General features: G+C 72.1%; 15 protein-coding genes and 1 pseudogene. 7 read left to right on the forward strand and 9 right to left on the reverse strand.

The features are described 5' to 3' along the window. Positions 1 to 85 precede the first annotated feature (85 nt). Complete coding sequence (locus tag FREUN1FDRAFT_RS14195) at positions 86 to 2,548, forward strand: MMPL family transporter (RefSeq protein WP_006540770.1); 2,463 nt, start codon at positions 86 to 88, stop codon at positions 2,546 to 2,548. Here the strand turns inward: FREUN1FDRAFT_RS14195 and FREUN1FDRAFT_RS14200 are convergent. The 7 genes and pseudogenes from FREUN1FDRAFT_RS14200 to FREUN1FDRAFT_RS14225 all read right to left on the reverse strand — a co-directional run bounded on the left by FREUN1FDRAFT_RS14200 (position 2,508) and on the right by FREUN1FDRAFT_RS14225 (position 12,563). Then, the gene (locus FREUN1FDRAFT_RS14200; protein ID WP_050795866.1) at positions 2,508 to 3,926 is read right to left on the reverse strand and encodes a glutamine synthetase family protein; all 1,419 of its coding nucleotides are present in this window, start codon (positions 3,924 to 3,926) and stop codon (positions 2,508 to 2,510) included. The genes FREUN1FDRAFT_RS14195 and FREUN1FDRAFT_RS14200 overlap by 41 nt on opposite strands. Before the next feature lie 2 nt (positions 3,927 to 3,928). After that, positions 3,929 to 6,025, reverse strand: a complete 2,097-nt coding sequence (locus tag FREUN1FDRAFT_RS14205) for an IucA/IucC family siderophore biosynthesis protein (RefSeq protein ID WP_006540772.1) — start codon at positions 6,023 to 6,025, stop codon at positions 3,929 to 3,931. Continuing rightward, positions 6,025 to 7,467: a lysine N(6)-hydroxylase/L-ornithine N(5)-oxygenase family protein gene (locus FREUN1FDRAFT_RS14210; RefSeq protein WP_006540773.1), complete on the reverse strand. Its 1,443-nt coding sequence runs from the start codon at positions 7,465 to 7,467 to the stop codon at positions 6,025 to 6,027. The genes FREUN1FDRAFT_RS14205 and FREUN1FDRAFT_RS14210 overlap by 1 nt, the downstream gene beginning before the upstream one ends. Further along, a complete protein-coding gene (locus tag FREUN1FDRAFT_RS46280) occupies positions 7,467 to 8,378 on the reverse strand; it encodes an IucA/IucC family C-terminal-domain containing protein (protein WP_369809795.1) in 912 nt (303 codons plus the stop codon). Before FREUN1FDRAFT_RS46280 ends, FREUN1FDRAFT_RS14210 begins: the two co-directional genes overlap by 1 nt. Further along, a pseudogene (locus FREUN1FDRAFT_RS47995) lies at positions 8,294 to 9,418 on the reverse strand (IucA/IucC family protein); the annotation flags it as partial. The gene FREUN1FDRAFT_RS46280 and the pseudogene FREUN1FDRAFT_RS47995, both read right to left, overlap by 85 nt. Positions 9,419 to 9,591: 173 nt before the next feature. Beyond that, entirely contained in the window at positions 9,592 to 11,139 is a 1,548-nt protein-coding gene (locus tag FREUN1FDRAFT_RS14220; RefSeq protein ID WP_006540777.1) for a pyridoxal-dependent decarboxylase, read from the reverse strand. Then, on the reverse strand, positions 11,136 to 12,563 hold the full coding sequence (locus tag FREUN1FDRAFT_RS14225) for a diaminobutyrate--2-oxoglutarate transaminase family protein (RefSeq protein ID WP_006540778.1): 1,428 nt from the start codon (positions 12,561 to 12,563) through the stop codon (positions 11,136 to 11,138). The genes FREUN1FDRAFT_RS14220 and FREUN1FDRAFT_RS14225 overlap by 4 nt, the downstream gene beginning before the upstream one ends. A gap of 256 nt (positions 12,564 to 12,819) precedes the next feature. Here FREUN1FDRAFT_RS14225 and FREUN1FDRAFT_RS14230 point away from each other — a divergent pair, with 256 nt between their 5' ends. Beyond that, positions 12,820 to 13,386 carry a transposase gene (locus FREUN1FDRAFT_RS14230; RefSeq protein ID WP_006540779.1) on the forward strand — a complete coding sequence of 189 codons (567 nt, stop codon included), beginning with the start codon at positions 12,820 to 12,822 and terminating at the stop codon, positions 13,384 to 13,386. A 525-nt stretch (positions 13,387 to 13,911) separates the two neighbouring features. Next, a complete protein-coding gene (locus tag FREUN1FDRAFT_RS14235; RefSeq protein ID WP_006540780.1) occupies positions 13,912 to 15,501 on the forward strand; it encodes a diaminopimelate decarboxylase in 1,590 nt (529 codons plus the stop codon). On the opposite strand, the gene FREUN1FDRAFT_RS14240 is transcribed toward FREUN1FDRAFT_RS14235, so the two are convergent. Together FREUN1FDRAFT_RS14240 and FREUN1FDRAFT_RS14245 are read right to left on the reverse strand one after the other, a co-directional pair. Beyond that, positions 15,485 to 15,928, reverse strand: coding sequence for an ATP-binding protein (locus tag FREUN1FDRAFT_RS14240; RefSeq protein ID WP_035951575.1), 444 nt, complete (start codon positions 15,926 to 15,928; stop codon positions 15,485 to 15,487). The two genes, FREUN1FDRAFT_RS14235 and FREUN1FDRAFT_RS14240, sit on opposite strands and share 17 nt — an antisense overlap. 500 nt (positions 15,929 to 16,428) lie before the next feature. After that, positions 16,429 to 18,714, reverse strand: a complete 2,286-nt coding sequence (locus FREUN1FDRAFT_RS14245) for a SpoIIE family protein phosphatase (RefSeq protein WP_006540782.1) — start codon at positions 18,712 to 18,714, stop codon at positions 16,429 to 16,431. A gap of 483 nt (positions 18,715 to 19,197) precedes the next feature. Here FREUN1FDRAFT_RS14245 and FREUN1FDRAFT_RS14250 point away from each other — a divergent pair, with 483 nt between their 5' ends. The 4 genes from FREUN1FDRAFT_RS14250 to FREUN1FDRAFT_RS14265 form a co-directional block, all read left to right on the forward strand. Next, positions 19,198 to 23,436, forward strand: coding sequence for a HAMP domain-containing protein (locus FREUN1FDRAFT_RS14250; RefSeq protein ID WP_006540783.1), 4,239 nt, complete (start codon positions 19,198 to 19,200; stop codon positions 23,434 to 23,436). A 139-nt stretch (positions 23,437 to 23,575) separates the two neighbouring features. Then, on the forward strand, positions 23,576 to 24,220 hold the full coding sequence (locus FREUN1FDRAFT_RS14255; protein WP_006540784.1) for a two-component system response regulator: 645 nt from the start codon (positions 23,576 to 23,578) through the stop codon (positions 24,218 to 24,220). Positions 24,221 to 24,474: 254 nt separating this feature from the next. Then, positions 24,475 to 25,260, forward strand: a complete 786-nt coding sequence (locus tag FREUN1FDRAFT_RS14260) for a hypothetical protein (protein WP_006540785.1) — start codon at positions 24,475 to 24,477, stop codon at positions 25,258 to 25,260. Between the two features lie 174 nt (positions 25,261 to 25,434). After that, a partial coding sequence (locus FREUN1FDRAFT_RS14265; protein ID WP_232295191.1) for a serine/threonine-protein kinase occupies positions 25,435 to 26,326 on the forward strand: 892 nt, incomplete at its 3' end.

Consider the following 26,326-nt stretch of genomic DNA (forward strand, 5'->3'; position numbering starts at 1 on the left):
CAACTTTCGAGAACGAAGCTCTTGACAGAGAACAGTGTTCGCGAACACTGTTCTCTCAAGAGATCGCTTCTCTCGGGAGGGTCCCGTGTTCACCGCTGTTGCGAAGATCGTCACTCGCCGGCCGCGTCTCGTCCTGCTGCTCACCCTCATCGCACTGCTCGGTGCCGGCGTGCTCGGCCTCGGCGCGTTCGGCAAGCTCGAGTCGGGGGGCTTCGACGACCCGGCGTCCGCCTCCAGCCGGGCCGCCGACCTCGTCGACGAGCGCTTCGGCGGGGAGCCGAACCTCGTCCTGCTCGTCACGGCCCGTCCCGACATCACCGGCCAGACCCAGACCGGCCAGACCCAGAGCGGCCAGACCGAGACCGGGCAGGCCGTCGACGATCCGGCGGTGGCGGCGGCCGGGCGCGAGCTGGCCGCCGATCTGGCCGCCCAGCCCGGGGTCACCAACGTGTCGTCCTACTGGACCGACGCGCCACCGCTGAAATCCGATGACGGCCGGTCCGCGCTGGTCATCGCCAGCGTGGACGAGGACCATGCCAGCGACCTGGTCGCCCGCTACGAGGACGCCTACGAGGCCGGCCGGGTCCCCGGCGGTGACACCGACTCGCCGGTCACGGTGCGCCCGGGTGGTGCGGCCACCGTCGGCGAGGACATCAACGGCCAGGTGGGCGCCGATCTCGCGGTGGCCGAGTCGATCGCGATCCCGATCACGACCGTGCTCATGATCATCGCCTTCGGTGGCCTGGTGGCCGCGCTGCTGCCGCTGGGCATCGGGCTCATGGGCATCCTGGGCGGCTTCGCCGTGCTGTCGGTGGTGGGCAGCCTCACCGACGTGTCGATCTTCGCGGTGAACCTCACCACGGCGCTCGGCATGGGCCTCGGGATCGACTACGCCCTGCTCATGGTCAGCCGTTTCCGCGAGGAGCTCGCCGCGGGCCGGGACCGGGCCGAAGCGGTCGCGGTGACGGTTCGCACCGCCGGGCGGACCATCCTCTTCAGCGGCGCGACGGTGATCGTCGCGCTCGCGGTGATGCTGGTCTTCCCGCCCTACTTCCTCAAGTCCATGGCCTACGCGGGGATCGCGGTCACGGCGGTCGCCGTCTTCGCCGCCGTGGTCGTCCTGCCGGCCGTGCTGATGCTGCTCGGGCCGAAGGTGAACGCCCTGCGGGTCGGCGGCCTGCTCGGCTTCCTGCGCCGCCGCCGGGCGGCCGGGACGTCCCAGGGCGTCGCGGGTGCCGTGGATGCCACTGGTGGTGCGGGTGGTGCGGGTGCCGCCGCCGGAAGCGCGCCTCGGGAGACCGTCGAGTCGCCGTTCTGGCGGCGGGTGGCCACCGTGACGATGCGCCGCCCGCTGCTGGCCGGACTGCCGGTCGTCGCCCTGCTCCTCGTCCTCGGCGCCCCGTTCCTGCACGTCGAGTTCGGCACGCCGGACGACCGGGTGCTGCGCGCGGACAACTCCAGCCGCGCGGTCGGAGACGTCATCCGCGGCGACTTCTCCTCCAACGACGCCGGGGCGATCGTGGTGGTGGTGACCGGCGCGGCCGAGGCCACCGGTCCGGACGAGATCGCCGACTACGCGGTCGCGATCTCGAAGATGGACGGTGTCGCCCGGGTCGACAGCGCCGCCGGCGTGCTGGTCGACGGCCGGACCGTGGTGCCGCCGGGTGCGTCCACCGAGCGCTACTCGGCCGAGAACGCCTCCTACCTGCGGGTGGTGCCCTCGGTGGAGCCGCATTCGGCGCAGGCGCAGGCGCTGGTCCACCAGATCAGGGATCTCTCCGCCCCGGCCGGCACCGAGGCACTGGCCGGCGGCCCGCCGGCGGTGCTCGTCGACGGCAAGGCCACGATCGCCAGCCATCTGCCGCTGGCCATCGGGCTCATCGCGCTGACGACCTTCGTCCTGCTGTTCCTGTTCACCGGCAGTGTGGTGCTCCCGCTGAAGGCGATCGTCCTGAACGGGCTGACGCTCACCGCCGTCTTCGGGGTCGCCGTCTGGATCTTCCAGGACGGCCATCTAGCCTCGCTGATGGACTTCACCCCGGGCACGCTCGACACGTCGATGCCGGTGCTGCTGTTCTGCATCGCGTTCGGGCTGAGCATGGACTACGAGGTCTTCCTGCTCTCCCGGATCAAGGAGGAGTACGACGCGGGCGCGTCGAACACCGAGGCGGTCGCCGCCGGCCTGGCCCGCACCGGGCGCCTCGTGACGACGGCGGCGGCCCTGCTCGCGGTGACCTTCATCGCCTTCTCCACGTCCTCGGTCCGCTTCATGCAGATGTTCGGGCTGGGCACGGCGCTGGCGATCCTGCTGGACGCCTCTCTGATCCGCGGCGTGCTGGTGCCGGCGTTCATGCGGGTCGCCGGGCAGGCGAACTGGTGGGCACCGAAGCCGCTGCGCGCCCTGCACGCCCGCATCGGGCTGAGCGAGGCCGGCCCGGCCGGCAGCACCGCCACGGTGCCTTCCGACCGGATCCCGGCCGACCGGGCGCCCTCCGGTGAGGAGGACGTCAGAACCGCTCAAAGCAGCGTCGGCGTTCCCAGTCCGTGACGGTTCGTTCGTAGCCGGCCAGCTCGACCTGCGCCGCGTGGGCGAGATGATCCACCACCGGCTGCCCGAAGGCGGCCCGGGCGACGGCGCTTTCCCGCCACGCCCGGGCCGCTTCACGCAGTGAGGTGGGCAGCCTGGGGACGTCGTTCGCGGCGAAGGCGTTCCCGACCCGCGGCGGCTCCAGCGGCAGTCGATGCTCGATGCCGTACAGCCCGGCCGCGATCATCCCGGCGACGGCGAGGTAGGGGTTCGCGTCGCCGCCGGGCACCCGGTGCTCGATCCGCAACGAGCCCCCGGAGCCCACCACCCGCACCGCGCACGTGCGGTTGTCGTACCCCCAGGAGATTCCGGTCGGCGCGAAGGCGCCGGGAGCCAGCCGCTTGTAGGAGTTGACGGTCGGCGCGTACAGGAGGGTGAGCTCGGCCAGGCAGGCCAGCTGCCCCGCGACGAACCAGCGCATCAGCTCCGACATCCCGCCGCTGCCGCTGCCGCTGCCGCCGCGTTCGCCCGAGTTATCGCTTCCGCTCTCGCTCGTGGCGGCGGCGAGGACGAGACCGCCCTGCGTCGTGCGCAGGGACAGGTGGACGTGGCAGGAGTTCCCCTCGCCCTGGTCGTACTTGGCCATGAAGGTGAGAGCCCGGCCCGCCGCACCGGCGATCTTCTTGGCGGTGGTCTTGTAGAGCACGTGCTGGTCGCAGGTGCGCATCGCCTCGTCGTAGCCGAAGACGATCTCGTACTGTCCGGGATGCACCTCGGCACGCGCGGACTCCACCCGGGCGCCCGCCACCGCCATCGCGGTGCGGATCGAGCGGACGAGGTCGTCCAGGCGTTCGGTGCCGGCGAGCGCGTAGTCGATGTTGTAGGTGCTGGCCGGCGTGAGCCGGGTGTAGTCCCGGCGGGCCGCGTCGCGGTAGTTCTCCTCGAACACCAGGAACTCCGGCTCGGTGCCGGCCAGCGCACACAGGCCCAGGCCGGCCAGTCGGTCCAGCTGCCGGCGCAGCACCGTTCGCGGCGCGACCTCGACGGTGGAGCCGTCCGGCCAGAGCGCGTCCGCGATCACGATCGCCGACCGCGGCCGCCACGGCGCGCGGCGCAGCGTCGCCGGGTCGGGGATCAGCCGCAGATCCCCGAAACCGCCCTGCCAGGGGTCGTAGGCGTAGCCGGGTCCGGTCTCCATCTCGACGTCGACCGCATAGAGATAGGTGCACGCGCCGACGCCGTCGCCGCCCAGCAGCCGCTCACGGAAGTACTCCGGCGACAGCGCGGTGCCGAGGAGCCTGCCCTGCAGGTCGGGTGCGGCGACGATCACCTCGTCGACGCTGCCGTCGGCAAGCAGCGCCATCGCCTCGGGCGCAGGGGGCGGGGGACTCCCGGCCATCGTCAACGCCCATCTCCGAGCGGTTCCTCGGCGCCGGACGGTCCGCCGCCGCCGGATGTGCCGATGGCCACGAGCGGGTTGGCGACCATGCCGTGCAGGACGTCGAACTGAGCGTCCCGGCCGGCACGCTCGTGGAAGCCCGCCCCCGACAGCTGCTCGCGGTTCAGGCAGACCCGGTCGAACGACGGGGCCAGCAGGTCGATCAGCGCGAAGCGGTCGGCCAGCTCCGGATGCGCCCGCTGGTAGTCGAGCACGGCTTCCCGCACCATCGCCCAGAACTGTGGTTCGGCAATCCCGAGGTGATCCTCGACGACCACCGAGAAGTACCGGAAGTGACCGGCGAACACGGCGGAGAGCACCGAGTGGGCGAGCATCCGGGCCGGCCAGTGGCGGCACAGCGCGCCCGCACCGCCGTCTGTGGCGGCGCGCTGCGGGAAGTCGCCCTCGACCAGGTCGATGTCGGCCCCGAAGTCCTTCACCGCGATGCGCCGCGGCACGTCGTCGGCGTCGAACACGCAGATCACGTTCTCGCCGTGGGGGGTGAAGGCCACTCCGTACACGTACAGGTAGTGCAGCAGCGGTGGGAGCAGGGCGTGCAGGAACGCGGCGAGCCACTGGGCGGCGGTCAGCCCGGACCGGTGCGCCAGCTCGGCTGCCAGCGCCCGGCCGTCCGACCCGATGGTGAGCAGCGCGGCCATCGTCCGGGCCCGTTCGCCCGGGGCGAGGAAGGCGGTGACCGGCTCCCGCCAGAGCACGCCCAGCAGCTCGTGCAGGCGGTAGGGGGCGTCCGCCAGCGCGTCGAAGGCGGGATGCGCCACGGTCGCGCCGGCGACCTCCGGCAGGGGGATCACGCCCATGGCCCGCAGCTGCGGATCCTGCCGAGCCAGCGACGTCAGCCACGAGGAGACCACGGGACCGGCCTTCGCGTCCTCCGCGGACATCCCCCGCCACACCAGGGTGTTGCGGATCATCAGGGCGAGCTTGACGTCGCGCCCGCCCACCGTGTCGATGTTCGCCACCGTGCGGACGGACTGCAGCGGCAGGTAGCGGTCCGGTGCCTCGCCCAGATCGACGAGGGCCCCGGTGGCCAGCTCGCCGGCGAAGAGCGTGGTCACCACGTTCTCCCACTGCCATGGATGGACCGGCAGCCACACATACCGCTCCGCCAGCGCGTCGGCTGTCCCGGCCGTGGCGGCCGCGGCTGCGTCGAAATCGGCGGCGTCATTGTCAGCGGAACCGGCTCCTCCGTTGCCCCCGGAACGGCCGCTGCCCCCGGAACGGTCGCTGCCCCCGGCACGCCCGCTGCGGATCAGCGCCGCGGTGAGCACCGCGGTGAACTCCGCCCGGGTCGCGGCCGACAACTCGCGGTCATACAGGGCGGACGGCGTCAGCCCGGCCTGCGTGACGAGCAGCCCCAGAGCCGGCTCGGCGGCCACCCAGCGCAGCCGGAACGGAACGCCCGACTCCGGGGCGTAGCGGGCCGCGTCGGCCACGCCGAAACCGAGCCGGCCCTTGTTCGCGGCCAGGCAGGGATGACCGGCCTGGCGCCCCTCCAGCTCCAGGTGGGACAGCTCGGCCAGCCGCGCCGCGGGCAACGCGCCGCGCAGGATCTCCACATCCGCGCGCTGGGTCGCCGTCACCTCGCGCACGACATCGGCGAGGACATCGCCGGACCACCCCAGCAACGCCTGCGCGTCGAGCAGGAACCGGACCGGGTCGTCGGCCGGCTCACCATCGCGGCGCAGGGTCGCGGCCGCCGGCCACCAGGTGCCGAACGTGCCCCGCCGGGCCGTGAACGTGTAGGTCACCGGACCGCATTCGATCCGGTAACGCGCCGGCGCGCCCCGCCCGACGGCCACTGTGGGCGGCAAGGTTGTGGGCGGCAAAGCTGTGGGCGGCGCCGCGGCGGGTGGCGTGGCAGTGGGTGGTGTGGCGGCGGGTGGCGCGGCATGCGTGGTGGGGACGATTAGTTCCTCGTAGGCCAGCTCGGCGATCAGCCGAGACAGCAGCGCGCGGCCCGCGGTGCGCCACAGCTCCGCCTGCGTCGGCTCTGCCTGCGTCGGGTCTGCCTGCGTCGGCTCTGCCTGCGTCGAGCCCATCACCGGCCCGCTCCGCCGGCCTCGAAGGGCTGGACGGGCCGGATGGGGACCGCACCCGTGGCCGCCGCTCCGTTGGGTGCTCCGTCCGTTCCGTCCGGCGCGGCGGCCCGCGGTGGCTCGGGAGCGCCGAACGTGGTGAAGGCGGTGGGCGGAGGCAACCGGTGTGCCCGACCGCCGGTCAGGTCGTCCAGGATGACCGCGGCCCGCCAGGCGCCCAGTCCCAGATCGGGCGCGCCCACCCCGTGCGTGTGCAGCTCGGCGTTCTGGACGTAGATCCGTCCCGTGACCTCGGCCGCGGTCGCGAGGCGGTACCGGTCGTCGACCCGGAAGCGGCCGCCGGGGTCGAGGTGCAGCAGCCCGCCGACCGGGTCGAGCAGCGTCGGCCGGCGCGGTGCGTAGCCGGTGGCGAGGACGACCGCGTCGGTGTCGACGGTGAACTCGCGGTTCTGGGCGCGGTGTCGGCACCGCAGGCGCAGGGCGTGCGCGTGATCCGCGCCGGGCTGGCTCACCGCCTCCACGGACACGTTCGGCAGCAGCAGTGCGTCCGCGTCGGTGCCGCCGATGCTGCGTTCGTAGAGCAGGTCGTAGATCTCGCCGATGGTCTGCGCGTCGATGCCCTTGTAGAGCTGCCACTGGCCGGGCACGGTGGCGTCCTTCGTCGGCTGGTCCAGCCCGTGGAAGTAGCGCACGTAGTCCGGGGTGAACTGTTCCAGGCCCAGCTTGGAGTACTCCATCGGCGCGAACGCGGGGGTGCGGGTGATCCAGGCCAGCGACTGCCCCGTCGAAGGCTGGGCGCGCAGCAGCTCCGCGAACACCTCGGCGCCGGACTGCCCGGAACCGACGACCGTGACGTGCCGGGCCCCGCCCAGCTGGTCGCGTTGCCCGCGGAAGTCGGCCGAGTGGAACACCCGCCGGCCGCGCGCACCGGCGAAGGCCGGCGGGACGACCGGCTCGGTGCCGAGGCCGAGCACAAGGTTGCGGGCGGTGAGCACGCGGGGCGCGGACTCGTCCGGGCCGCTGACTGTCACCTCGAACAGCTCGCTGCCCGGCCGCCAGCGCACCGCGTCCACCCGGCTCCCGAACCGGGTGGACCCGAGCGCCTGCGCGACCCACCGGCAGTAGTCGTCGTACTCGCGCCGCGGCAGGTGGAACCGCTCGTAGAAGTAGAAACGGAACAGGCGGTCGTGTTCGCGCAGGTAGGACAGGAACGACCACCGGCTGGTCGGGTCGATCAGCGTCACCAGGTCGGCGAGGAAGGGAACCTGCAACGTCGTGCCGTCCAGCAGCAGCCCCGGATGCCAGTGGAAGGCGTCCTGCTGCTCCAGGAAGACGGCCCGCACGTCCGGCACGCCGTCGGCGAGCGCCGCCAGCGACAGGTTGAACGGGCCGAGTCCCACCCCGAGCAGATCGAACGGCTCGAGGGCTGCGGCGGAGGGTGACATCAGGGACGGACCTCCACGAGCGGGTTGGGGATCTCCACGTAGATCGACTGGGAGGTCACGGGGCCGACCAGCTCGTCGCGGCCGTCGACGCAGGTGCGCAGGTTCGCTTTGCAGGGCAGGGTGGGGGCGTCCAACAGGCGGTTCAGCAGCGCCCGGCCCCGCCGTGCCCGCCCGCCCGGGCCGCAGCGGGCGCGGACCAGCTCCGCGCGCAGCTGTGCGAGCAGGGCGCGTTCGTTCGCGATCCCGGCGGCGCCGAGCGCGCCGATGACGGCGAGGGCGTTGTTCACCACCGTGTAGTAGATGAGGCGCTGCTCGACCAGCGCGTCGTCGAAGACGGCGGGCAGCCCGTCCCCGAGGCCGGGGACCTCGTGCCGCGCGGCCTCGGCGCGGGAGGCGGCCAGGTAGTAGCCCTGGCTGTCCCGGAACCATCCGGTGACCGGCCAGCCCTGGTCGTCGAGGGTGACGACGGTGTTCTGCAGATGCGCCTCGAGGCCGACGCCACGGCGTAGGTAAAGGTCGAGCACGGGCAGGATGAGCACCCGCAGGTACTGGCCGTACCACTCGCCCGCCACTGTCGTCGTCGCCGCGTGGCTGGCCGCCGCCGAGCCGGTCGCGGCCGAGCCGGTCGGCGCCGAGCCGGCCGCCGCCGGGCGGGTCGCGGCCGGGCGGGTCGCGGACGTTCCGCGGCGGGTGAGGCTCGTGATGATCTCGGCGAGCATCGACCGCCGTGACCGGTCGGGCGCCCCGGGGCGAGGTCGGGCCGGTCGGCGATCAGCGCGGCGGCGCACACCGCCCGGTCCCCGGCCCCGAACGGGTTGGTCCGCAGCGCGCACTCCAGCCCACCGGGCAGCACCGCGGCCCACGACGGCTCGGAAAGGAGCCGGAAGTCCGGATGGTGGCGGCCAAGCCATTCGTCCAGGGCCAGCCGGGCGTACCGGGCCATCTCCGCGCCGAGGGCGAGCTCGTCGGTGTGAAGCTCCCGACGGGAGTTGGTGATCCGCATACCGAGGGAGAGCTTGAGCATGACCGGCGCGTCCGGCCGCCACACCGTGCGCAGCGACGACGTGGGGAACCAGGGCGGCCCGGACGGACCGAGATCCACCAGCCGTCCGTCGTCGAGCAGCCGGGCGAGCTCCGGGCGGTCGCCGATGGTGCGCGCCTGCCAGGGGTGGGCGGGCAGCAGCAGGTATCCGGACGGTGCCGCCGGGCCGGTATCCGTCCCCTTCCCGTTCCCGGTCTCCGTCCCGGTCTGGGCCCGCAGCGACGCGAGTGTTCGGGCCGGGTCGGGTCCGCCGTGGCGGACGATGCCCGGATGCGCCGCGAACCAGTGCAGCCGGAACGCCCCGTGCAGCTCGGGCGAGTACCGCGCCGTCTCGGCGGCTGAGGCCTCCCCCCGGTTCTTCGCGGCCGGGTGAAACGGGTGGCCGGTGATCAGAGCACGTTCGGCCACGAGGAACGGCGCACGGTTCGCGTCGTCCCCGGCCGGCACGCGGGCGGGCTCACGGGCCGACCGATCCGCGGGCTCACTGGCCGCCGACGCGCTGGCCGCCGACGCGCTGGCCGCCGACGCGCTGGCCACCGACGCGCTGGCCGCGGACGTGGCGGCGGGCTCACCGCGGCGGAAGGCGACGATCCGGTTGATCCACTCCGCCGAGTCGACGATGCGTGCCAGAGCACCGCGCGCGGCGCCGGGGGGCAGCGCCGCACCGGCGGCCACCTCCCGGGTCAGGAGTGCGGCGAGCAGGCCAGCGTCGAGCCGGCCCGCGTCGATCGGCGTGCCGTGCAGACGCGGCGGGCCGAAGCGGTGCCAGCCGGTCGGAGACCGGTAGGTGATGTCGAGGGCCAGTGCCAGGCCGGTCGCGGGCAGCGGCAGCCGGAGCGCCGGGCCGGTCGGCGCTGCCGCCTCGGCGCCCAGCTCCCTCAACCAGCACCGGAGCAGGACCTCGGTCACGATCTCGTCCGCCTCGTCCGCCGTGGCACCGGCCGGGTCCGCGGCTGTAGGGCCCGCGGCTGCGAGGCCGGCCGCGCCGAGGCCGGCCGCGCCGACGCTGGTCGGGCCTGGGATGGTCGGGCCGGGGTCGGGGGCTTCGGCGGTCCTGTCGGCGACCGGCCGCTTCGCGATGGTCAAGGCTGTGCCTCGGCCACGATGCGGTCTCCGGTGGCGGCGACGAGCGCGAGCAGCGCGGAGACGTCGGCGGCGGTGGCCGCCGGGTTCAGCAGCGTGAGCTTGAGGTGGACGGCGGCCTCGGGGCCGGCGGTCGTCCGCCCCACGACCGCCGCGCCGTCGTCGAGCAGGCGGCTGCGGATCGCGGCGTTCAGCCGATCGAGCCGGGTGCCCTCCTCGGTGCCGGCGCCGGTGCCGGCCGGGACGTACCGGAACAGCACGGTGCTGAGGGTGACCGGCGCGGCGAGCTCCAGCCGAGGGTGGTCGGCGATGACGCGCGCCGCGTGCTCGGCGAGGTCGTGGCAGGCGTCCACCATCGCCCCGAGGCGCTCTCGGCCGAGCGCGCGGAAGGTCACCGCGATCTTGAAGGCGTCCGGCCGGCGGGTCGTTCGCAGCGATCGTCCCAGCAGGCTGGTGTATCCCGCGGTGGTCTCATCGGCCGGGTTGAGGTAGGCGATCTCGGCTTCCAGCCGGCTCCAGCCGCGCCGTGACGGGGTGAGGAAGATTCCCGCGGGTGCCGGCTGCCAGCCCAGCTTGTGCAGGTCGAGCGCGACGGAGTCGGCCTGGTCCAGGCCCGTGAGGCGGCCGGCGAGCCGGCGGGAGAACAGGGCGCCACCGCCGTGCGCGGCGTCCACGTGCAGCCAGCTCGGTGCCGGATGGCTGTGCACCAGGTCGGCTATCTCGGCCAGCGGGTCGATCGCGCCGGCGTCGGTGGTGCCCGCCGTCGCGACGACGAGGACGGGGCCGTCGTGCCGGGCCAGCGCGGCCCGCAGCGCCTGGACGTCCATGCGGTACGCGGTGTCGACCGCGACCGCCACGACCTTCGTGAGCCCGAGCAGCTCGGCACCGCGCCGAACCGAGTGGTGGCCGGCCGCCGAGCACAGGACGGGAACCGGACCCGTGCTGCCACCACGGCCGGCCCGCCCGAGGTGGGCCCGTGGCCCGGGCCGGCCATGGTGGGCTCTCGGCCCGCTTCGGCCCCGGGCTCGCGACCGGACCGCCGCCTGCCCGGTGGTGTGGCTGCCGAGCAGCAGACCCATCAGGTTGGACTCGGTGCCGCCGGTGGTCACGGTGCCCACGGCGTGCGCCGGGTCGAACCCGACGAGCTCGGCCAGCGCGGCGACCACCTCCAGCTCGACGGTCGTGCCGGCCGGGGCCTGGTCCCAGGAGTCCAGCGACGGGTTGAGCGTGCTCACCGCGAGATCGGCGGCCACGGCCACAGCCAACGGTGGGCAGTGCAGATGGGCCGCGCAGAACGGATCCGCGGGATCGGCCGACCCCGCGGTCAGCATGCGGGTGAGCGCGCCGAGCGCCGCGGCCTCACCGTCGCCCGTTCGGGGCAGGAGCGGCCCTGGCCCGAGCGCGTCGAGCGTCGCCTGCCGGACGGCGGCCGGCCCACCGGCGGGCAGCGGGCCGCTGCGGTCCCGGCGGCCGGCGTCGAGGGCGTCCAGCGTGACCCGGAGCAGCGCGCGCAGATCGTCCGCGGGCCGGTGACCCGGCCCCGTCATCCCATCCTCTCCGCTGCGCCGGACAGTTCGGGCGAGCCGGACAGTGCGATGGCGTCGGCCAGGATCTCCAGCGCGAGGTCAGCCTCCTCGTCCGTGATGGTCAGCGGCGGCAACAGACGGAGCACGGCGTCATGCCGGCCGCCGAGCTCGATGATCAGGCCACGGTCGAGGCACGCGGATCTGATCGCCGCGGCCCGAGCGGCATCCGGGGGCCGAGCGCCGGTCCGGTCCGGCTCCCGGTGCGGGTCGACGATCTCGACGCCGAGCATCAGGCCGCGGCCGCGCACGTCGCCGACGATCTCGGTGCCCCGGGCGATGTGGTTCAGACCGGCCAGCAGCCGGTCACCGACCACGGCCGCGCGCTCGCTGAGCCCGTGGTCCCGAACCAGCCGCAGGGTCGCCAGCCCCGCCGCCATCGCGAGCTGGTTTCCGCGGAAGGTGCCCGCGTGCGCTCCCGGCGCCCAGACGTCCAGGTCGGCGCGGTAGGCGACGACGGCCAGCGGCAGCCCACCGCCGATCGCCTTCGACATCACGAGCATGTCGGGCACCACGCCGGCCCGTTCGCAGGCCCAGAAGGTGCCGGTGCGCCCGACACCCGTCTGGACCTCGTCCACGATGAGCGGGATCCCGCGGCGGCTGGTCAGCTCGCGCATCGCCCGTAGCCACCCGTCAGGGGCCGGAACGACGCCGCCCTCCCCCTGCACCACCTCGAGGATCATCGCGGCCGGGCTCGTGATGCCGCCGCAGGGATCGTCGAGCAGCTGCTCGACATAGTGCGCGGAGATCTCCGCGCTGGCGGGGCCGCCCACGCCGAACGGGCACCGGTACGGGTAGGGGAACGGAAGCCGGACGACCGATGACGGTGTCGGCAGCGGCTCCTTGACGGGCACCTTGCCGGTCACGGCGAGTGCTCCGGCTGTCATCCCGTGGTACGCACCGGTGAACGCCAGGACGTTCTGGCGCCCGGTGACGGTGTGCGCGAGCTTGAGCGCGGCCTCGACGGCATCGGCTCCGGTCGGCCCGCAGAACAGCAGCTTCGGGTCCTCGCGCAGCCCGGCGGGCAGCGTGTTCGCCAGCTCCTCGGTGAAGGCGTCCTTCTGCGGGGTGGCCATGTCGAGGACGTGCAGGGGCGCTCCGGAACGCAGGACGCGCTCGATCGAGGCTACGACCGCCGGGTGGTTGTGCCCGGTGGCGAGGGTGCCGGCTCCGGCGAGGAAGTCCAGGTAACGCCGCCCGTCTGCACCGGTGATCCAGGACCCCGTGGCGCGGGTCGGCACAATCGGGAGCGATCGTGCGTAGGTGCGGGCGGCGGATTCACGGGTGGCCTGCCGCGCCAGGATCGCCGCCGCGGCGTTGGGATCCGCATCGTTGGGACCTGCTTCGCCGGTACTGGCATCGATGTCGGCCGGTGAGATCGTCGTCACGGGTAACTCCGGAGGATGTCCCGGCCTTCAGGCCGGGGACGGATCCGGTCTCCCATGCAGCGGGGCAGGGGCGGGCGATTCGCCGCTGGGCGGACCGCCGTCTGTGGCAGCCAGGCCGCGCTTGACCAGCCACAGGCTCTCAGCGTGAATCGATCGTTCATCGCGGGTCGTGGCCTCCTTGACCTGGGCGTATAGCTTGTCCTGGATACGCAGTCGTGTACCGGATCATGACGCAATGTAGGGGCAGAATGCTGGGTTGACCCGGTTTCGGCTGTACCCCGACGAGGGGCAGGAGGAGACCCTGCTCGTGCACTGCAGGCACGCCCGGTACGTCTGGAACCTTGCCGCCGAACAGCAGTCGTGGTGGAACCCGCGCCGCGGCCCCGCACCCGGCTACGCCGAACAGAACCGGCAGCTGACCGAAGCCCGGCATGTGGCATTCGCCGTCGTCCCCGACCCGATCCCCGCGCCAGGCACCGAGGAAGTCGTCGGGGTGGACCGGGGTGTGAAGGTGGCCGCCGCTCTGTCCACGGGCGAGCTGCTGACCTGCCCGGGTCTGCGGCCCGGCGAGGCGCAACGGCTCCGCCGGCTGCAACGGCGTCTGTCCAGGGCGCAACGCGGGTCGAACCGGCGTGCCCGGCTGAAAGCGCAGATAGCCCGAGTGAAGGCCCGGGAGGCGGACCGGCGGAAGTACACGGCCAACGCGGACATCAACGCAGCACGCAACATCGCCGCAGGACGTGCGGTGACTGCGCGGGGAGGCTCGCCGTCGGGGTTGCCCGCGAACCGCGAACCCCAGCAACACGAACTCCTGTTCGTGTAGTTGGAATCCCCCGCCTTCAGACGGGGAGGACGTCAAGGGCGACTTCCCTTCGAGTGCGGGGACCGGATCAGGGAAGCCTAACCTCAATGAGTCCCGATCTCCGGCCAGTGGACGCGCCGAGCTCTTCCTCACTGTTGAACTCCGGTGGGCCCCTCGTGTCGGGCCGTTGCTCCCCCTCCGTGGCCGCCGGGTGCGCGACTGGGGTGCTGGCCGTGTTCCCCGAGTGGGCTTTGTGTGGGTGGGCTTCCTCGGCGGGTTTCCTGTGCGGGCTTTGCCCGTGGCTCCCCGTTCGACCCGGCGCGCGATTGTTGCCCACCGTGATACTACGATCGCAGATGGGCGAAGTGGAGTGGTTCCGGAGATGTCCGTATCGTTTCGGCACGATTTCTATTTCGTGACCTCTTTTCCCGGTCGGGCCGCCGGGCGTGCTTGCTCCTGGCCCGGGCATGACGGCTGATTGGCGATCCGGTCGGGCGAGGCTCGGGCAACGCGCATGTTCTGCCGCCGCGTCGTACATTTCGGGCTGTGCTGGATCTTCCGATCTCGGCGGCGCCGCTGCGCGCCCTCGGTCTGGACCGGTTGCCCCCGGCTGTGATCGAGCACGTGCGGGCCTGGCCCGGTGACGGGCCGCAGCCCGGTATCAGCGCGGAGCCCGGTGTCAGCGCGGAGCCCGGTGTCAGCGCGGAGCCCGGTGTCAGCGCGGAGCCCGGTGTCAGCGCGGAGCCCGGTGTCAGCGCGGAGCCCGGTGTCAGCGCGGAGCCCGGTGGCGGGCCGGAGCCCGGTGGCGGGCCGGAGCTCAGTGCTTACCTCTACGCGCCGGCCGTGGCGGCGCGCGCCGCCGTCGACCTGCGTCGCCATCTGCCGCCCTGGGCGCACCTGTACTTCGCGGTCAAGGCCAACTCCTTCCCGCCGGTGCTCGACGCGCTGCTGGCCGGCGGTCATGGGGTCGACGGGTTCGAGATCTCCTCGGCGCGTGAGCTCGCGCTCGCCACCGATGCCCTGGCCCGCGCGGGCCAGCCAACCCAGCCGCGACCGCAGCGGCAGTCGCAGTCGCAGCTCCAGCCCCCGCTGCCGCCCCGGTCCCGGCCCCGGCTGGTGGCGTCGGGCCCGGGAAAGTCCCTGAGCCTGCTGCGGGCCCTCCTGGACCCCGCCGCGGGTGAGAGCTCGGGAACCGTCGACGTCGTCAACGTGGAGAGCCCGCTGGAGCTGTTGCGGATCGATGCGGTGGCCACCCGGGCCGGCCGCCGTTCCGCGGTCGCGCTGCGGGTGAACCCCGCCCGGGTCGGGCTCGCCGGCTCGTTGCGGATGGGTGGGCGTCCGAGCGCCTTCGGGATCGAGGAGCGGGAGGTGCCGAGCGCGGTCGAGCTGGCGCGCTCTCTGCCGGGGATTGATCTGGTGGGCTTCCACGTGCATGCCGTCTCGGGAAACCTCGACGCGGCCGCGCACCTGGAGTACGTGCGGTGGTGTCTCGACTTCGCCGTCCGGCAGGCGCACGAGGGCGGCTTCGACCTGCGGGTGGTGGACGTCGGCGGTGGTCTCGGTGTGCCCTTTGAACCGGACCGGCTGGGCGAGCGTCCGTTCGACCTCGATCTTTTCGGTGACGGCCTGGCCCGGCTGCGCCCGCCGACGGACGTCCGAGTGATCTTCGAGCCTGGCCGGATGCTGGTGGCCGACTGTGGCTGGTACGCGGCCGAGGTGACCGATGTCAAAAGGGTGCACGGTGAGGCTTTCGCGGTGCTTCGGGGCGGTATCAACCATTTTCAGCTGCCGACCTCCTGGGAGATCGTTCACAACTTCGCCGTGGTGCCCCGCGAGAGCTGGCCGGTGGGCTGGCCCCGGCCTGAGGTGGCCGCCGGCCCGGTCACCGTGGTGGGCGAGCTGTGCACTCCCGAGGACACCCTGGCCCGGGACGTGACCGTCGACCGCCTGCGGGCCGGCGACGTCGTGGTCTTCCCGATGGCCGGTGCCTACGGCTACGAGTTCGCGATGCACGAGTTCCTCGGCCACCCCCGCGCGGCCCGCATCGTCCTGCCGCCGCCGGCTCCGGATCGGTCGGCTCCGGATCTGTCGGCGTCGGATCGGTCGGCCCGGGACTCGTCTACTGCGACCGGTTGACCGGCAGGTCGAACCAGAGGTACTTGCCGGACTCCACGGAGACGGCGCCCCAGCTGCCGGCCAGCGCGTCGAGGACCAGCAGCCCGCGGCCACCCTCGGAGTCGGAGTCGATCACACGGCGGTGCGGCAGCGTGGTCGACGTGTCCGACACCGAGGCGTGGACGAGGCCCGGCCGTAGCTCGACGAGCAGCCACACCGGCGGACTGCCGTACTTGACCGCGTTGGTGACGAGCTCGCTCACCAGCAACTCGGCCGTGGCCCGGCTGTCGTCCGGCAGGTCGGTCAGCCCGAGGCACTCCCGCAGCACCCGCCTTGCCTGCGGCACGGCGGACGGGAGGTAGGGCAGCTCCGCGACGATGTGCGTCGCCGGCGGACGGCACGAACCCGTCTGCTGGACCACACTCATCGGAACCGACGTAGAACTCATCGATCACCACGTCTTTAACGGGGACATCTCGCACTGTTTACCCATCAGGCGGCAGCGCAATCCAGGCGCCCGGGGTCAGTGAGCCTTCCTATCGCACCATCCACGCCCGGCTCCTCGAGCTATGGCTTCGGGCCGGGGTCAGGGCCGGGTCTGCTGCCGGGCAGGATCCGAGGATCGTGGTCCTCTGCGAGCGTGTAGCAAGATCCCGAGAAAGTGGCGGATCCGGGGCCACCGATCGTGGCCGGGCGGTCCGTGCCCACCTGTCGCACGGCGACCCACCGGGGATCCCGCGCCGCCGCCCAGCGCCAGCAATTCGGGCAATAGGGGCAAGCGGAAACGCTGAGTCGCTTGACGGTCCGCAAGATCTGAGGATTTTGGCTGCTCAAGCAGCCAAAATCCTCATTTTTTGCTCAGAAGCAGTGGCGGCGGGGGCGGTGGCAGCGGGGGCAGTGGCAGTGGCAGGGGCAGGGGCAGGGGCAGCGGCGACGATGGAGAAGGCTTCAGTCGGCCACCCGGGCGACGAGAATCGCCACGTCGTCGCGCAGATTGCCGCCCGCGAACCGTTCTGCCGCGGACAGCACCCGGTCGGCCACCCCCTGTGCGGAAAGGCCATGGCAGCCGGCCACCGCGTCGACCAGCCGTTGCTCCCCGAACAACTCCCGCCCCTGCCTGGCCTCGACGACGCCATCTGTGTAGAGCACGAGAGACTCGCCCGCCTGTAGCTGCAGCTCCAGGCCCGGGAAGGAGATCTCGTCGTCGTCGAGCACGCCCAGCAGGGTGCCGGCCAGGCCGACGAGGGACGCTGATCCGTCCTGGTGCAGGACCACGGGTTGGGGATGGCCGGCCAGGTGCAGGTGGAACCGGGCGTTGCCGCCCGCCAGCGGAAGCATCGAGGCGGCGGCCATCGTGCAGAAGCGGGCGTTCCCGGCGGTGGCGGTGTCCCGCAGCGCGCGGTTGAGCTCGAGCAGCAGCTCCTCCAGCGCCGCGCCCCGGCCGGTGAGCAGCCGCAGCACGGCGCGGGCGACCCCGGTGACGGTCGCGGCCTCCGCTCCCTTGCCGCAGACGTCGCCGATGGCCACCGTCCAGCCGTTCGGACCGTGGATCAGGTCGAAGAAGTCCCCGCCGACGTCGAGCCCGGCGGACTGCGCGGCCCCGTAGGCGGAGCCGAGATCGATCCCCGGGATGTCCGGCAGCGCGGGCGGGCGCAGGCCGGCCTGCAGGGTGCCGGCGAGCTCGACCTGGCGGCTGTACAGCCTGGCGTTGTCGACCGCGAACGCGGCCCGGCGGGCCAGGTCCGCCAGCAGATCCATTTCGTCCGCGAGGAAGGCGTGGCCGGGGGCGCGACCGAGCGCGAGCACGCCGAGCACGCGGCGCCGCGCCTGCAGGACGACGACCAGCGCGGGCCCGCCGAACGCGGTCACCATCTGGACCTGGTCGCCGCGCGCGGCGCGCACCGCGGCCATCAGCGCGCCGTCCGGGTCGACCGCGGCCCGGGTGAGCGCGGCCGTCTGGGACTCCTCGGCGTGCCCGAACGCCTCCAGCGTCGGGCTCGCGCCCTCGTGGTTGAGGTAGACCGCGCACCACTGCGCCAGCCGGGGCACCGGAAGTCGGGCCAGCAGCGCGAGCGAGCGGGCCAGGTCCAGATTGCCCGCCAGCAGGTCCGATGCCTCGGCGAGGAAGGAGAGCATCCCGATGCGGCGTTCCTCGGCCCGTCGCATGTCGCCGCCGCCGAGAGCCAGGGCCATCCAGCGTGAGACGAGCTGGACGCGCTCGACGTCGAAGCCGTCGTGCCCTCCCGTGTGCCCTTCTGCGCGCCCTGCCGAGTGGCTGTCCGCAGGCCCACCGGCGCCGGTGGCGGCGCCGTCGACGGAGGGCCAGAGCAGCAGCTCGCCCAGGCTGTCCTGGGTCGGGTCGAGGGGAAACACCCGTGCCTGTGCGTCCGTGCCGGCGCGGCCCATCGCCGCGACGGTCTCGACCCGAACGCCGTCCGCGGCGGGGCGCCGCACCATGCCGCCGCTGGCGGGCAGGGCGTCGAGAAGCTGGGCGAGCAGCTCGGACACTTCGCCCTCGGCGCTCAGCGCACGGGCGGTGTCGCGGGCGATCAGCCGGGGGAGTCTGGGTGGGACGCCTGCGGAACCGGGCTTGAGCGGCGCGACGACCGCGGCGCCCTCCGCGGTCCCCGTGCCCTCCGCGCTCAGCGCGTTCCCCGCGTTTCCCGCGCCTCCCGTGCTTTCCGCGCCGCGCGCGGCACCGGGTGGCGTGCCTTCCGGTGGCTGTGCGGAGGCGGCGGCCGTCAGCCGGAACCAGACGGTCTTCCCGCCGGCGACGTGCTCGGTGCCCCAGGAGCTGGCCAGCGCGTCGACCAGCGCGAGGCCGCGGCCGTCCTCGCGCAGGCCCTCGAGCCCGTCGGGACTGCCGTCAAGGTCCTCCAGGCCCAGCCCGTCGAGGCTTTCGAGGTCGTCGGGTTCGGCCGGGCGCGGCCGCACCACCTGCGTCTCGCGGCGACCGACGCCGATGCGGACCGGATGGCGGTCGCTGACGCTGACGCGCACGCCCGCGGACTCCAGCGCGATGCCGACCGTCGCGACCGTCCCCGCGTGCACGACCACGTTGGTGACCAGCTCGGTGACCAGGAGCAGTGCCGAGTCGAGGGTGTCCTCATCGAGATTGCCGCGCAGGACGTCCTGCACGAAGCGCCGAGCCGACCGCGGAGAGTCAGCAGTCGGTGGCAGTTCGACAGAGCGCGGGGGCGCGACCCGGTCTCCGGCCGCTGGGTCGGCGTTCATGTGGCTCAGTCTCTCCTGCGTCGTCCTCGGTAAGGCGGATACTGGCGGCTGATGTGCCTGCTTCGAGCGTTCCTGGCCCGAAGTTGCTCAGGCGGGGACAAAAGTCCACAGCAGGACCACAGTTCGGACCGATCAGACGACACCAGCACACCTCCGTCCCATGGCCACATTCCGCATCGTCGTCGGCTACACGCCTACCCACGCACCGATCTCGACCACACCATCGTCAGTCACCCTGGAACCCGGGCCAACGGATGTCGACTGCTGGGCCGAACGGGCCACCGGCCGGGCCCGGTGGCACCACCTGTGCGCGACCGGCCATGCACCAGTCGGTCAGGCGCCGGACCAGCCATGCATCGCGGACCCGCTGCCGCGCACCGGCCACGTGGCCCGAGCCACCCGGCCGCCACCGCTTGCCCCAGGCCGCCCGTGGGTGGCTCGTAGCCCTCATAATTCCACCGTCACCGGCAAGGTAGGAGACTGATGAGCGCCGACGTGAGCCCCGACCGCCAGCAGTCGTCCGAGCATGGCGGGGATGCCGGCGGTCCGCCCGCGGGCTCCACCGGCACCCTCGCGACGGGCGACACCACCAACGGGTCGGTCAATGGCTCTGCCTACGGCGCCCCGCCGCCTCCTGGCGTGGAGGCGTTGCTGCCAGGCCTGCTCGCGGGGCTCGACCGGCTGGTCGACGGTGACTTCGGTGTCCGGCTCCCGATCGGTGACGGTGTCGGTGGCGACGTGGCCCGCCGGTTCAACGAGCTCGCCGGCATGCAGGAGCGGCACGCACGTGAGGTTTCCAGAGTCTCCAAGGTGATTCGACGTGACGGTCGTCTCACCCTGCGGATGGACGACCTAGGTGGCAGCGGTGGCTGGGACGAGCTCACCCAGTCGGTGAACTCGCTCATCGACGATCTGGCCCGGCCCACCCACGAGGTCGCCCGGGTCATCGCCGCGGTGGCCGAGGGCGACCTCTCCCAGCAGATGGCGCTGGAGATCGCCGGCCAGCCGGTGCGCGGCGAGTTCCTCCGCATCGGTACGACCGTGAACACGATGGTCGACCAGCTGTCGTCGTTCGCGGACGAGGTCACCCGGGTCGCCCGCGAGGTCGGCACCGAGGGCAACCTCGGCGGTCAGGCCAAGGTCATGGGCGTCTCCGGGGTGTGGCGGGATCTCACCGAGTCGGTGAACTCGATGGCCGGCAACCTGACCAGCCAGGTCCGCAACATCGCCCAGGTGACGACCGCCGTCGCGCAGGGCGACCTCTCGCAGAAGATCACCGTGGACGCCCGCGGCGAGATCCACGAGCTGAAGTCGACCGTGAACACGATGGTCGACCAGCTCTCGGCCTTCGCCGACGAGGTCACCCGGGTGGCGAAGGAGGTCGGCACCGAGGGCAAGCTCGGCGGTCAGGCCAAGGTCATGGGCGTCTCCGGGGTGTGGCGCGACCTCACCGACTCGGTGAACATCATGGCCGGCAACCTGACCACCCAGGTGCGCAGCATCGCCGAGGTCGCGGCCGCGGTGGCCCGGGGTGACCTGACCCGGCAGATCACCGTGGACGCCCGCGGCGAGGTCGCGGGGCTGGCGCACACCCTGAACACGATGGTGGACCAGCTGTCGTCGTTCGCGGACGAGGTCACCCGGGTCGCCTGGGAGGTGGGTACCGAGGGGAACCTGGGTGGCCAGGCGCACGTGCGGGGTGTGTCGGGGGTGTGGCGGGATCTCACCGAGTCGGTGAACTCGATGGCCGGCAACCTGACCAGCCAGGTCCGCAACATCGCCCTGGTGGCGACCGCGGTGGCCCGCGGCGACCTCTCGCAGAAGATCACGGTCACCGCCCAGGGCGAGATCCTGGAGCTCAAGGAGACCCTGAACACGATGGTGGACCAGCTGTCGTCGTTCGCGGACGAGGTCACCCGGGTCGCCCGCGAGGTGGGTACCGAGGGGAACCTGGGTGGCCAGGCGCACGTGCGGGGTGTGTCGGGGGTGTGGCGGGATCTCACCGAGTCGGTGAACTCGATGGCCGGCAACCTCACCACCCAGGTCCGCAACATCTCGGCGGTGACGACGGCGGTCGCCCGCGGCGATCTCTCCCAGAAGATCACGGTGACCGCGCAGGGCGAGATCGCCGAGCTGAAGGACACCGTCAACACGATGGTCGACCAGCTCTCCTCGTTCGCGATCGAGATCACCCGGGTCGGCCGGGAGGTGGGCGTCGAGGGCAAGCTGGGCGGCCAGGCCACGGTCGCCGGCGTCGCCGGCACCTGGCGGGACCTCACCGACAACGTCAACCAGCTCGCCACGACCCTGACAATCCAGCTGCGCGCGATCGGCGACGTGTCCACCGCGGTGACCCGCGGTGACCTGACGCGCTCGATCACGGTCGAGGCCGAGGGTGAGGTCGCCGAGCTCAAGGACAACATCAACCAGATGATCGCCCGGCTGAGGGAGACCACCGAGGTCAACGCCCAGCAGGACTGGCTGAAGTCGAACCTGGCTCTCATCGGCAGCAAGATGCAGGGCCAGCGCGACCTCTACACGGTCTGCCAGATGATCATCAGCGAGATGACCCCGGCGGTGAACGCCCAGCAGGGCACCGTCTATCTGCTCGACTTCATCGAGGGCGACAAGCTGCGCTACGTCGCCGGCTACGGGTCGGTGCCGCGGCGCCGCTCGGACGGCACGTTCCTGTTCGGCGAGGGGCTGATCGGCCAGGCCGCGCTGGAGAAGAAGCGCATCCGGGTCGAGGACGTCCCGGCCGGCTACCTCAACATCCGCAGCGGCCTCGGTGAGGCGCCACCGTGTGACCTCGTGGTGGTCCCGGTCATCTTCGAGAACCAGGTACTCGGCGTCATCGAGCTGGCGTCCTTCACCCCGTTCTCCGACCTGCACCTCACCCTCGTCGACCAGCTCGTCGACACCATCGGCGTCGTCCTGAACACGATCATGGCCAACGCCCGGACGGAGGAGCTGCTCGCCCAGTCGCAGCGCCTCACCCAGGAGCTGCGCTCCCAGTCCGTCGAGCTCCAGCGCACCAACAACGAGCTGGAGGAGAAGGCGGCGCTGCTGGAGGAGAAGAACACCGAGATCGACATGGCCCGCATCGGCCTGGAGGAGAAGGCCGAGCAGCTGGCGCTGTCGTCGCAGTACAAGTCCGAGTTCCTGGCGAACATGAGCCACGAGCTGCGGACCCCGCTGAACAGCCTGCTCATCCTGGCGAAGCTGCTGGCCGACAACCCCGACCACAACCTCAGCCAGAAGCAGATCGACTTCGCCGAGACGATCCACTCCGCGGGCTCGGAGCTGCTCGGTCTCATCAACGACATCCTCGACCTCTCCAAGGTCGAGGCGGGCAAGATGAACGTCGACGCTGGTCCGGTGCGCACCGCGGCCCTGTGCGACGCCGTCGCGGGAGTGTTCGGGCCCACCGCGGAGGAGAAGGGCCTCACCTTCGAGATCAGCGTCACGAGCGACGTCCCGGAGGAGTTCGTCACGGACGAGCAGCGCATCCAGCAGGTGCTGAAGAACCTGCTGTCCAACGCCGTGAAGTTCACCGACTCCGGCACCGTGCGCCTGGATGTGTCCGTCGCGTCGCCCGACACCCCGTTCGTCGCGCCGAGCCTGCGGTCGGCGCCGATGGTGCTGTCCTTCGCCGTCAGCGACACCGGGATCGGCGTCGCCGCCGAGAAGCTCCGCATGATCTTCGAGGCCTTCCAGCAGGCGGACGGCACGACGTCCCGCCGCTACGGCGGCACCGGTCTGGGGTTGTCGATCAGCAAGGAGATCGCCCGCCTGCTCGGCGGCTCGATCGCGGTGTCCAGCCAGATCGGCCAGGGCAGCACGTTCACGCTGTTCGTCCCGTCGGTGATGCCGGCCGAGGTGCCGGCGGTCGTGATTCCCGGCGAGCCGGACGGCGTTCTCATGATCGTCGAAGGTGCGGGTGGGGCCCGGTCGCGGCTGGAGGCGGGCGGTGACGGTGGGCGAGGCCCGGGGCTGGCCGGGGCCGAACTGGCCGCGCCGGATCGTAGGCAGGGCCCGGGGTTCGTCACGGCGGGCTCCTCTGCGGAGGTGGGGCCGGGGTCGGGCTCGGGGTTTGGCTCGGGGTCGGGGCGCACCGGCGTGGGGTTGGCGGGGGCGGCCGGGCCGGCGGCGCCCGGGATCGGTTCCGCACCGAACGGCGAGGGCTCGGGGCAGGCCGGGAGGTCGCGGGTCGGAGAGCGTACGCTGTGGTCAAGCCGGGCTTCTGATGGGAACGCCGTGGACCCGCGCTCGGACGGGGGCACACCGTTTCTCACCGACCCGTCGGCGGTGGCTCGGCCACCCGCTGCGAACCTCGACAGCTCCGATCCGCTTGTGGGCGCCTCCGTGCTGGTAGTCGATGACGATGTCCGCAACGTGTTCGCGCTGACCAGCGCTCTGGAGATGCACGGGATGCGGGTGCTCTACGCTGACAACGGCCACGACGCGATCCGGATGCTCCAGCAGGACAGCGCGCCGGTGCACCTCGTGTTGATGGACGTCATGCTCCCCGGCATGGACGGCAACGAGACGACATCCGCGATCCGCGCGATGCCCGCCTTCGCGCCGCTGCCGATTCTCGTGCTGACCGCGAAGGCGATGCCCGGTGATCGGGAGAAGAGCATTTCGGCCGGGGCGACGGACTACATCACCAAGCCCGTGGATCTCGATCACCTCCTCGGAGTGATGCGGTCACATCTGTGATGATCAGATCGCGTATGGTGCGCATTCGGGTAAGCGTCGACGGGCCGGTGATGGCCCGGACATGCCGATCGGCGAAGGTGGAACAGTGGTGTCGTCGCCACGAACATCCAGGCCGACCGGCGAAGGAGGAGGCAGGCGGGTGACCGAGCGGACCGGCGGACCTGTCGAAACCGCGGGCGCTTCGAATTCGGAGCGCCCGCGAAGCAAGATCCTCCTTGTGGATGACCGGCCTGACAACCTCATGGCCCTGGAGGCGATCCTCGCCTCGCTGGACCAGGATCTGGTCACGGCGTCCTCGGGCGAGGAAGCACTCAAGCGTCTGCTCATCGACGACTTCGCGGTCATCCTTCTGGACGTTCAGATGCCGGGGATGGATGGCTTCGAGACCGCGCACCGGATCAAGCAGCGTGGGCGGACGAGGGACACGCCTATCATCTTTCTGACGGCGATTGACCGTGAGCCACATCACGCCTTCCGCGGGTACGCGGTCGGCGCGGTCGACTACATCGCCAAGCCGTTCGACCCGTGGCTCCTGCGTGCCAAGGTGAGCGTGTTTGTCGAGCTGTTTGAGAAAAATGAGCGGTTGGCTGAGCTGGCTCATCAGCACGTGCGTGACTTCGACCTCATTACCGAAGTCGCCGAGCGCCTGATCGCGCTCGACGTGCTCCTCGACGGGGCCGCGACGTCCTATGAGGAGACGCTGGCCGCGGCCAGCGCCGAGGTTCGGGGCCTGGTCGCCCGCCTGCGGCCCTTCGCCCGGTCGTCCGGCAGCACGGCGGAGTAGTCGGCCCATCTACCCAGCGGAATCGACCCAGCGGAGTAGTCGGCCCGGCCGAGCAGTCGGTGACCGGCCGACCAGGCGGCGCGGGGGAGCCGGCGGCGCCGGAAAGCCTGCGGGACAACAGCGCCGGAGGTGGCCGCTCGGCCTGCTGGGGCTGGTAGTTGCCTTCGGATCGATCTTCTCGTGAATTCGGGTTCCGGCCCACCTCAGCGCTTGTAAGGTCGGCCGTACCTGGAGCGGGCACGAGGGGGCGGGCGATGGCGGGCGGCGACCCGCACGCCGTTGCTGCCGCGGACCTGCCCAGGCTGCGCCTGCCCTATGTCGACGGCCTGATCACGATCGACCGGGTTCGCCGCACGCCGGGCTCCCCGGTGTGCCCGGTGCCGCCCGGCGACCCGTCCGCGGGCCACCAGGTCACCCGGGTGGAGTTCGTCGCCGCTGATCCCGGCCAGGCGGCTCGCACGGCCGTCGCACTGGTGGAGACGGCGGACCTCACCGCGGTCGCGGTGCACGCGCGGTACGCACCGGTCGTCAGCACCGCGCTCGCGGTCTGCTTCGCTGGCCGACTGCACGACGCGCGCACGGCGCGTGGCCTGGCCAGCCGGGTCGTCGTCGCGGATCACCGCCCCGAGCTCGCAGGCGCCGCCGCGGGTGCCGCTGTGGGCGCCGCTGCCAGCGGCAGCCTGGTGCGCCTGCCGCACATTGTCGCGGTGCACCACTGGCCGGAAGGGGAGCGTGGTCCCCAGGGTGGTCCGAAAGGGTCTGCGGGGGTGACAGACCGGGTGGTGTGGGAAATCATGAGCGCGGCCCAGTACCGGGCCTGGCTCGGGGGCCTGCTCGGGCCGGCTGGCGACGCGCTGGAACGTCATCTGGGCGGGTTGCTCGCCCTGGCCGGGCTGGTGCGGGCCCGATGGGCACAGGTCCCGCGCCACGACGAGGTGCTACAGGCGCTCCGCGGGGGGCCGCTGACGATCGGGGCGGTCTACCGGCATCCCGGGTTGCTCCTCGCGGTCGCCGCGGCACTCGGCGACCGCGAAGCGTAACCGGCCCGTTCGGGCGGCCTCCGTATAGATAACATGCGAGCACGTCCGATGTGACTGCGGCGTTCTCGTTACGGGGTTTCACGAATATTTCGGAGGTGCCGACCTGTGGTCGTTGCCCGGCGACACCTCGAAGCACCACGCGGCAATCGGCCGGTTTCAATCGGCCCGTATACCGTGGAAAGGCAGCTGGCTGAGGCTGGAACCGGGCCGGTCTATCTCGCGCTAGATCCAGCCGGCCGGCATGTCGTCATCAAGATGATCAGTGCGGCGTTCGCCCGCGACCACGAATTCCGCCGGCTGCTGCAAACGGATCTTGAGACTGTTCGGGCGCTCGCGCCACCGTCACTTGCGGAGATCATCGACGCCGGCACCACGGCGCATCCGCCGTACGTCGTGACGGAGTTCGTGGATGCTCCGACGCTGGCCCAGCGGGTCGCGCACACCGGTCCGCTGCCTCCGGACGACGTTCGGGCCATGGCGATGGCACTTGTGTCCGCACTGACCGGGCTCCATGGTGCCGGTCTGGTCTCCGGAGACCTGAAACCAGCTAATGTGTTGCTTTCTCCGAGTGGAATCCGGCTGCTCGACTTCGGCCTCGTGCGCGTCCTCAACTCCGCCGCGCTGGCAGGTCGGGCGGGCTCGGGACCCGGCCTCGGCACACCGGCATTCATTACCCCGGAACATGTTCTGCGGCGGCCCCTCACAACAGCGTCGGACATCTTCGCCTGGGGCGGTGTGGTCCTCTTCGCGGCCACCGGCCGGCTTCCGTTCGGTAACGGAACACCACAGGTTCTGTTGCAGCGGGCGGTCTACGCCGAGCCCGATCTGCGCGGCCTGGATCTGACTCTCTGTGATTTTGTCAGTGCCGCGATGCGTAAGGATCCATCCCGCCGCCCGACAGCGGCCGAACTGCTGGAACTGCTGGACGGACGTCCCGGCACCGGGCTCGCGGGCACCGATCGTCCCGCGCTCGCCACTGTGGACGACGCCGAGGGGGGCGGCGACGCCGAGGGGGGCGGCGACACCGGGGCGGGCGGCGACACCGGGGCGGGCGGCGTCGCCGGGG

The sequence above is a fragment of the Parafrankia sp. EUN1f genome, from assembly GCF_000177675.1.
Classification (GTDB): domain Bacteria; phylum Actinomycetota; class Actinomycetes; order Frankiales; family Frankiaceae; genus Parafrankia.

What these genes read in the sequence shown, in the direction of transcription:
- FREUN1FDRAFT_RS46280 (WP_369809795.1), bottom strand. Translation starts at nt 8,378, where the DNA reads ATGGCTTGGCCGCCACCATCCGGACTTCCGGCTCCTTTCCGAGCCGTC.
- FREUN1FDRAFT_RS14250 (WP_006540783.1), top strand. Translation starts at nt 19,198, where the DNA reads ATGAGCGCCGACGTGAGCCCCGACCGCCAGCAGTCGTCCGAGCATGGC.
- FREUN1FDRAFT_RS14240 (WP_035951575.1), bottom strand. Translation starts at nt 15,928, where the DNA reads ATGAGTTCTACGTCGGTTCCGATGAGTGTGGTCCAGCAGACGGGTTCG.
- FREUN1FDRAFT_RS14245 (WP_006540782.1), bottom strand. Translation starts at nt 18,714, where the DNA reads ATGAACGCCGACCCAGCGGCCGGAGACCGGGTCGCGCCCCCGCGCTCT.
- FREUN1FDRAFT_RS14260 (WP_006540785.1), top strand. Translation starts at nt 24,475, where the DNA reads ATGGCGGGCGGCGACCCGCACGCCGTTGCTGCCGCGGACCTGCCCAGG.
- FREUN1FDRAFT_RS14205 (WP_006540772.1), bottom strand. Translation starts at nt 6,025, where the DNA reads ATGGGCTCGACGCAGGCAGAGCCGACGCAGGCAGACCCGACGCAGGCA.
- FREUN1FDRAFT_RS14200 (WP_050795866.1), bottom strand. Translation starts at nt 3,926, where the DNA reads ATGGCCGGGAGTCCCCCGCCCCCTGCGCCCGAGGCGATGGCGCTGCTT.
- FREUN1FDRAFT_RS14210 (WP_006540773.1), bottom strand. Translation starts at nt 7,467, where the DNA reads ATGTCACCCTCCGCCGCAGCCCTCGAGCCGTTCGATCTGCTCGGGGTG.
- FREUN1FDRAFT_RS14220 (WP_006540777.1), bottom strand. Translation starts at nt 11,139, where the DNA reads ATGACGGGGCCGGGTCACCGGCCCGCGGACGATCTGCGCGCGCTGCTC.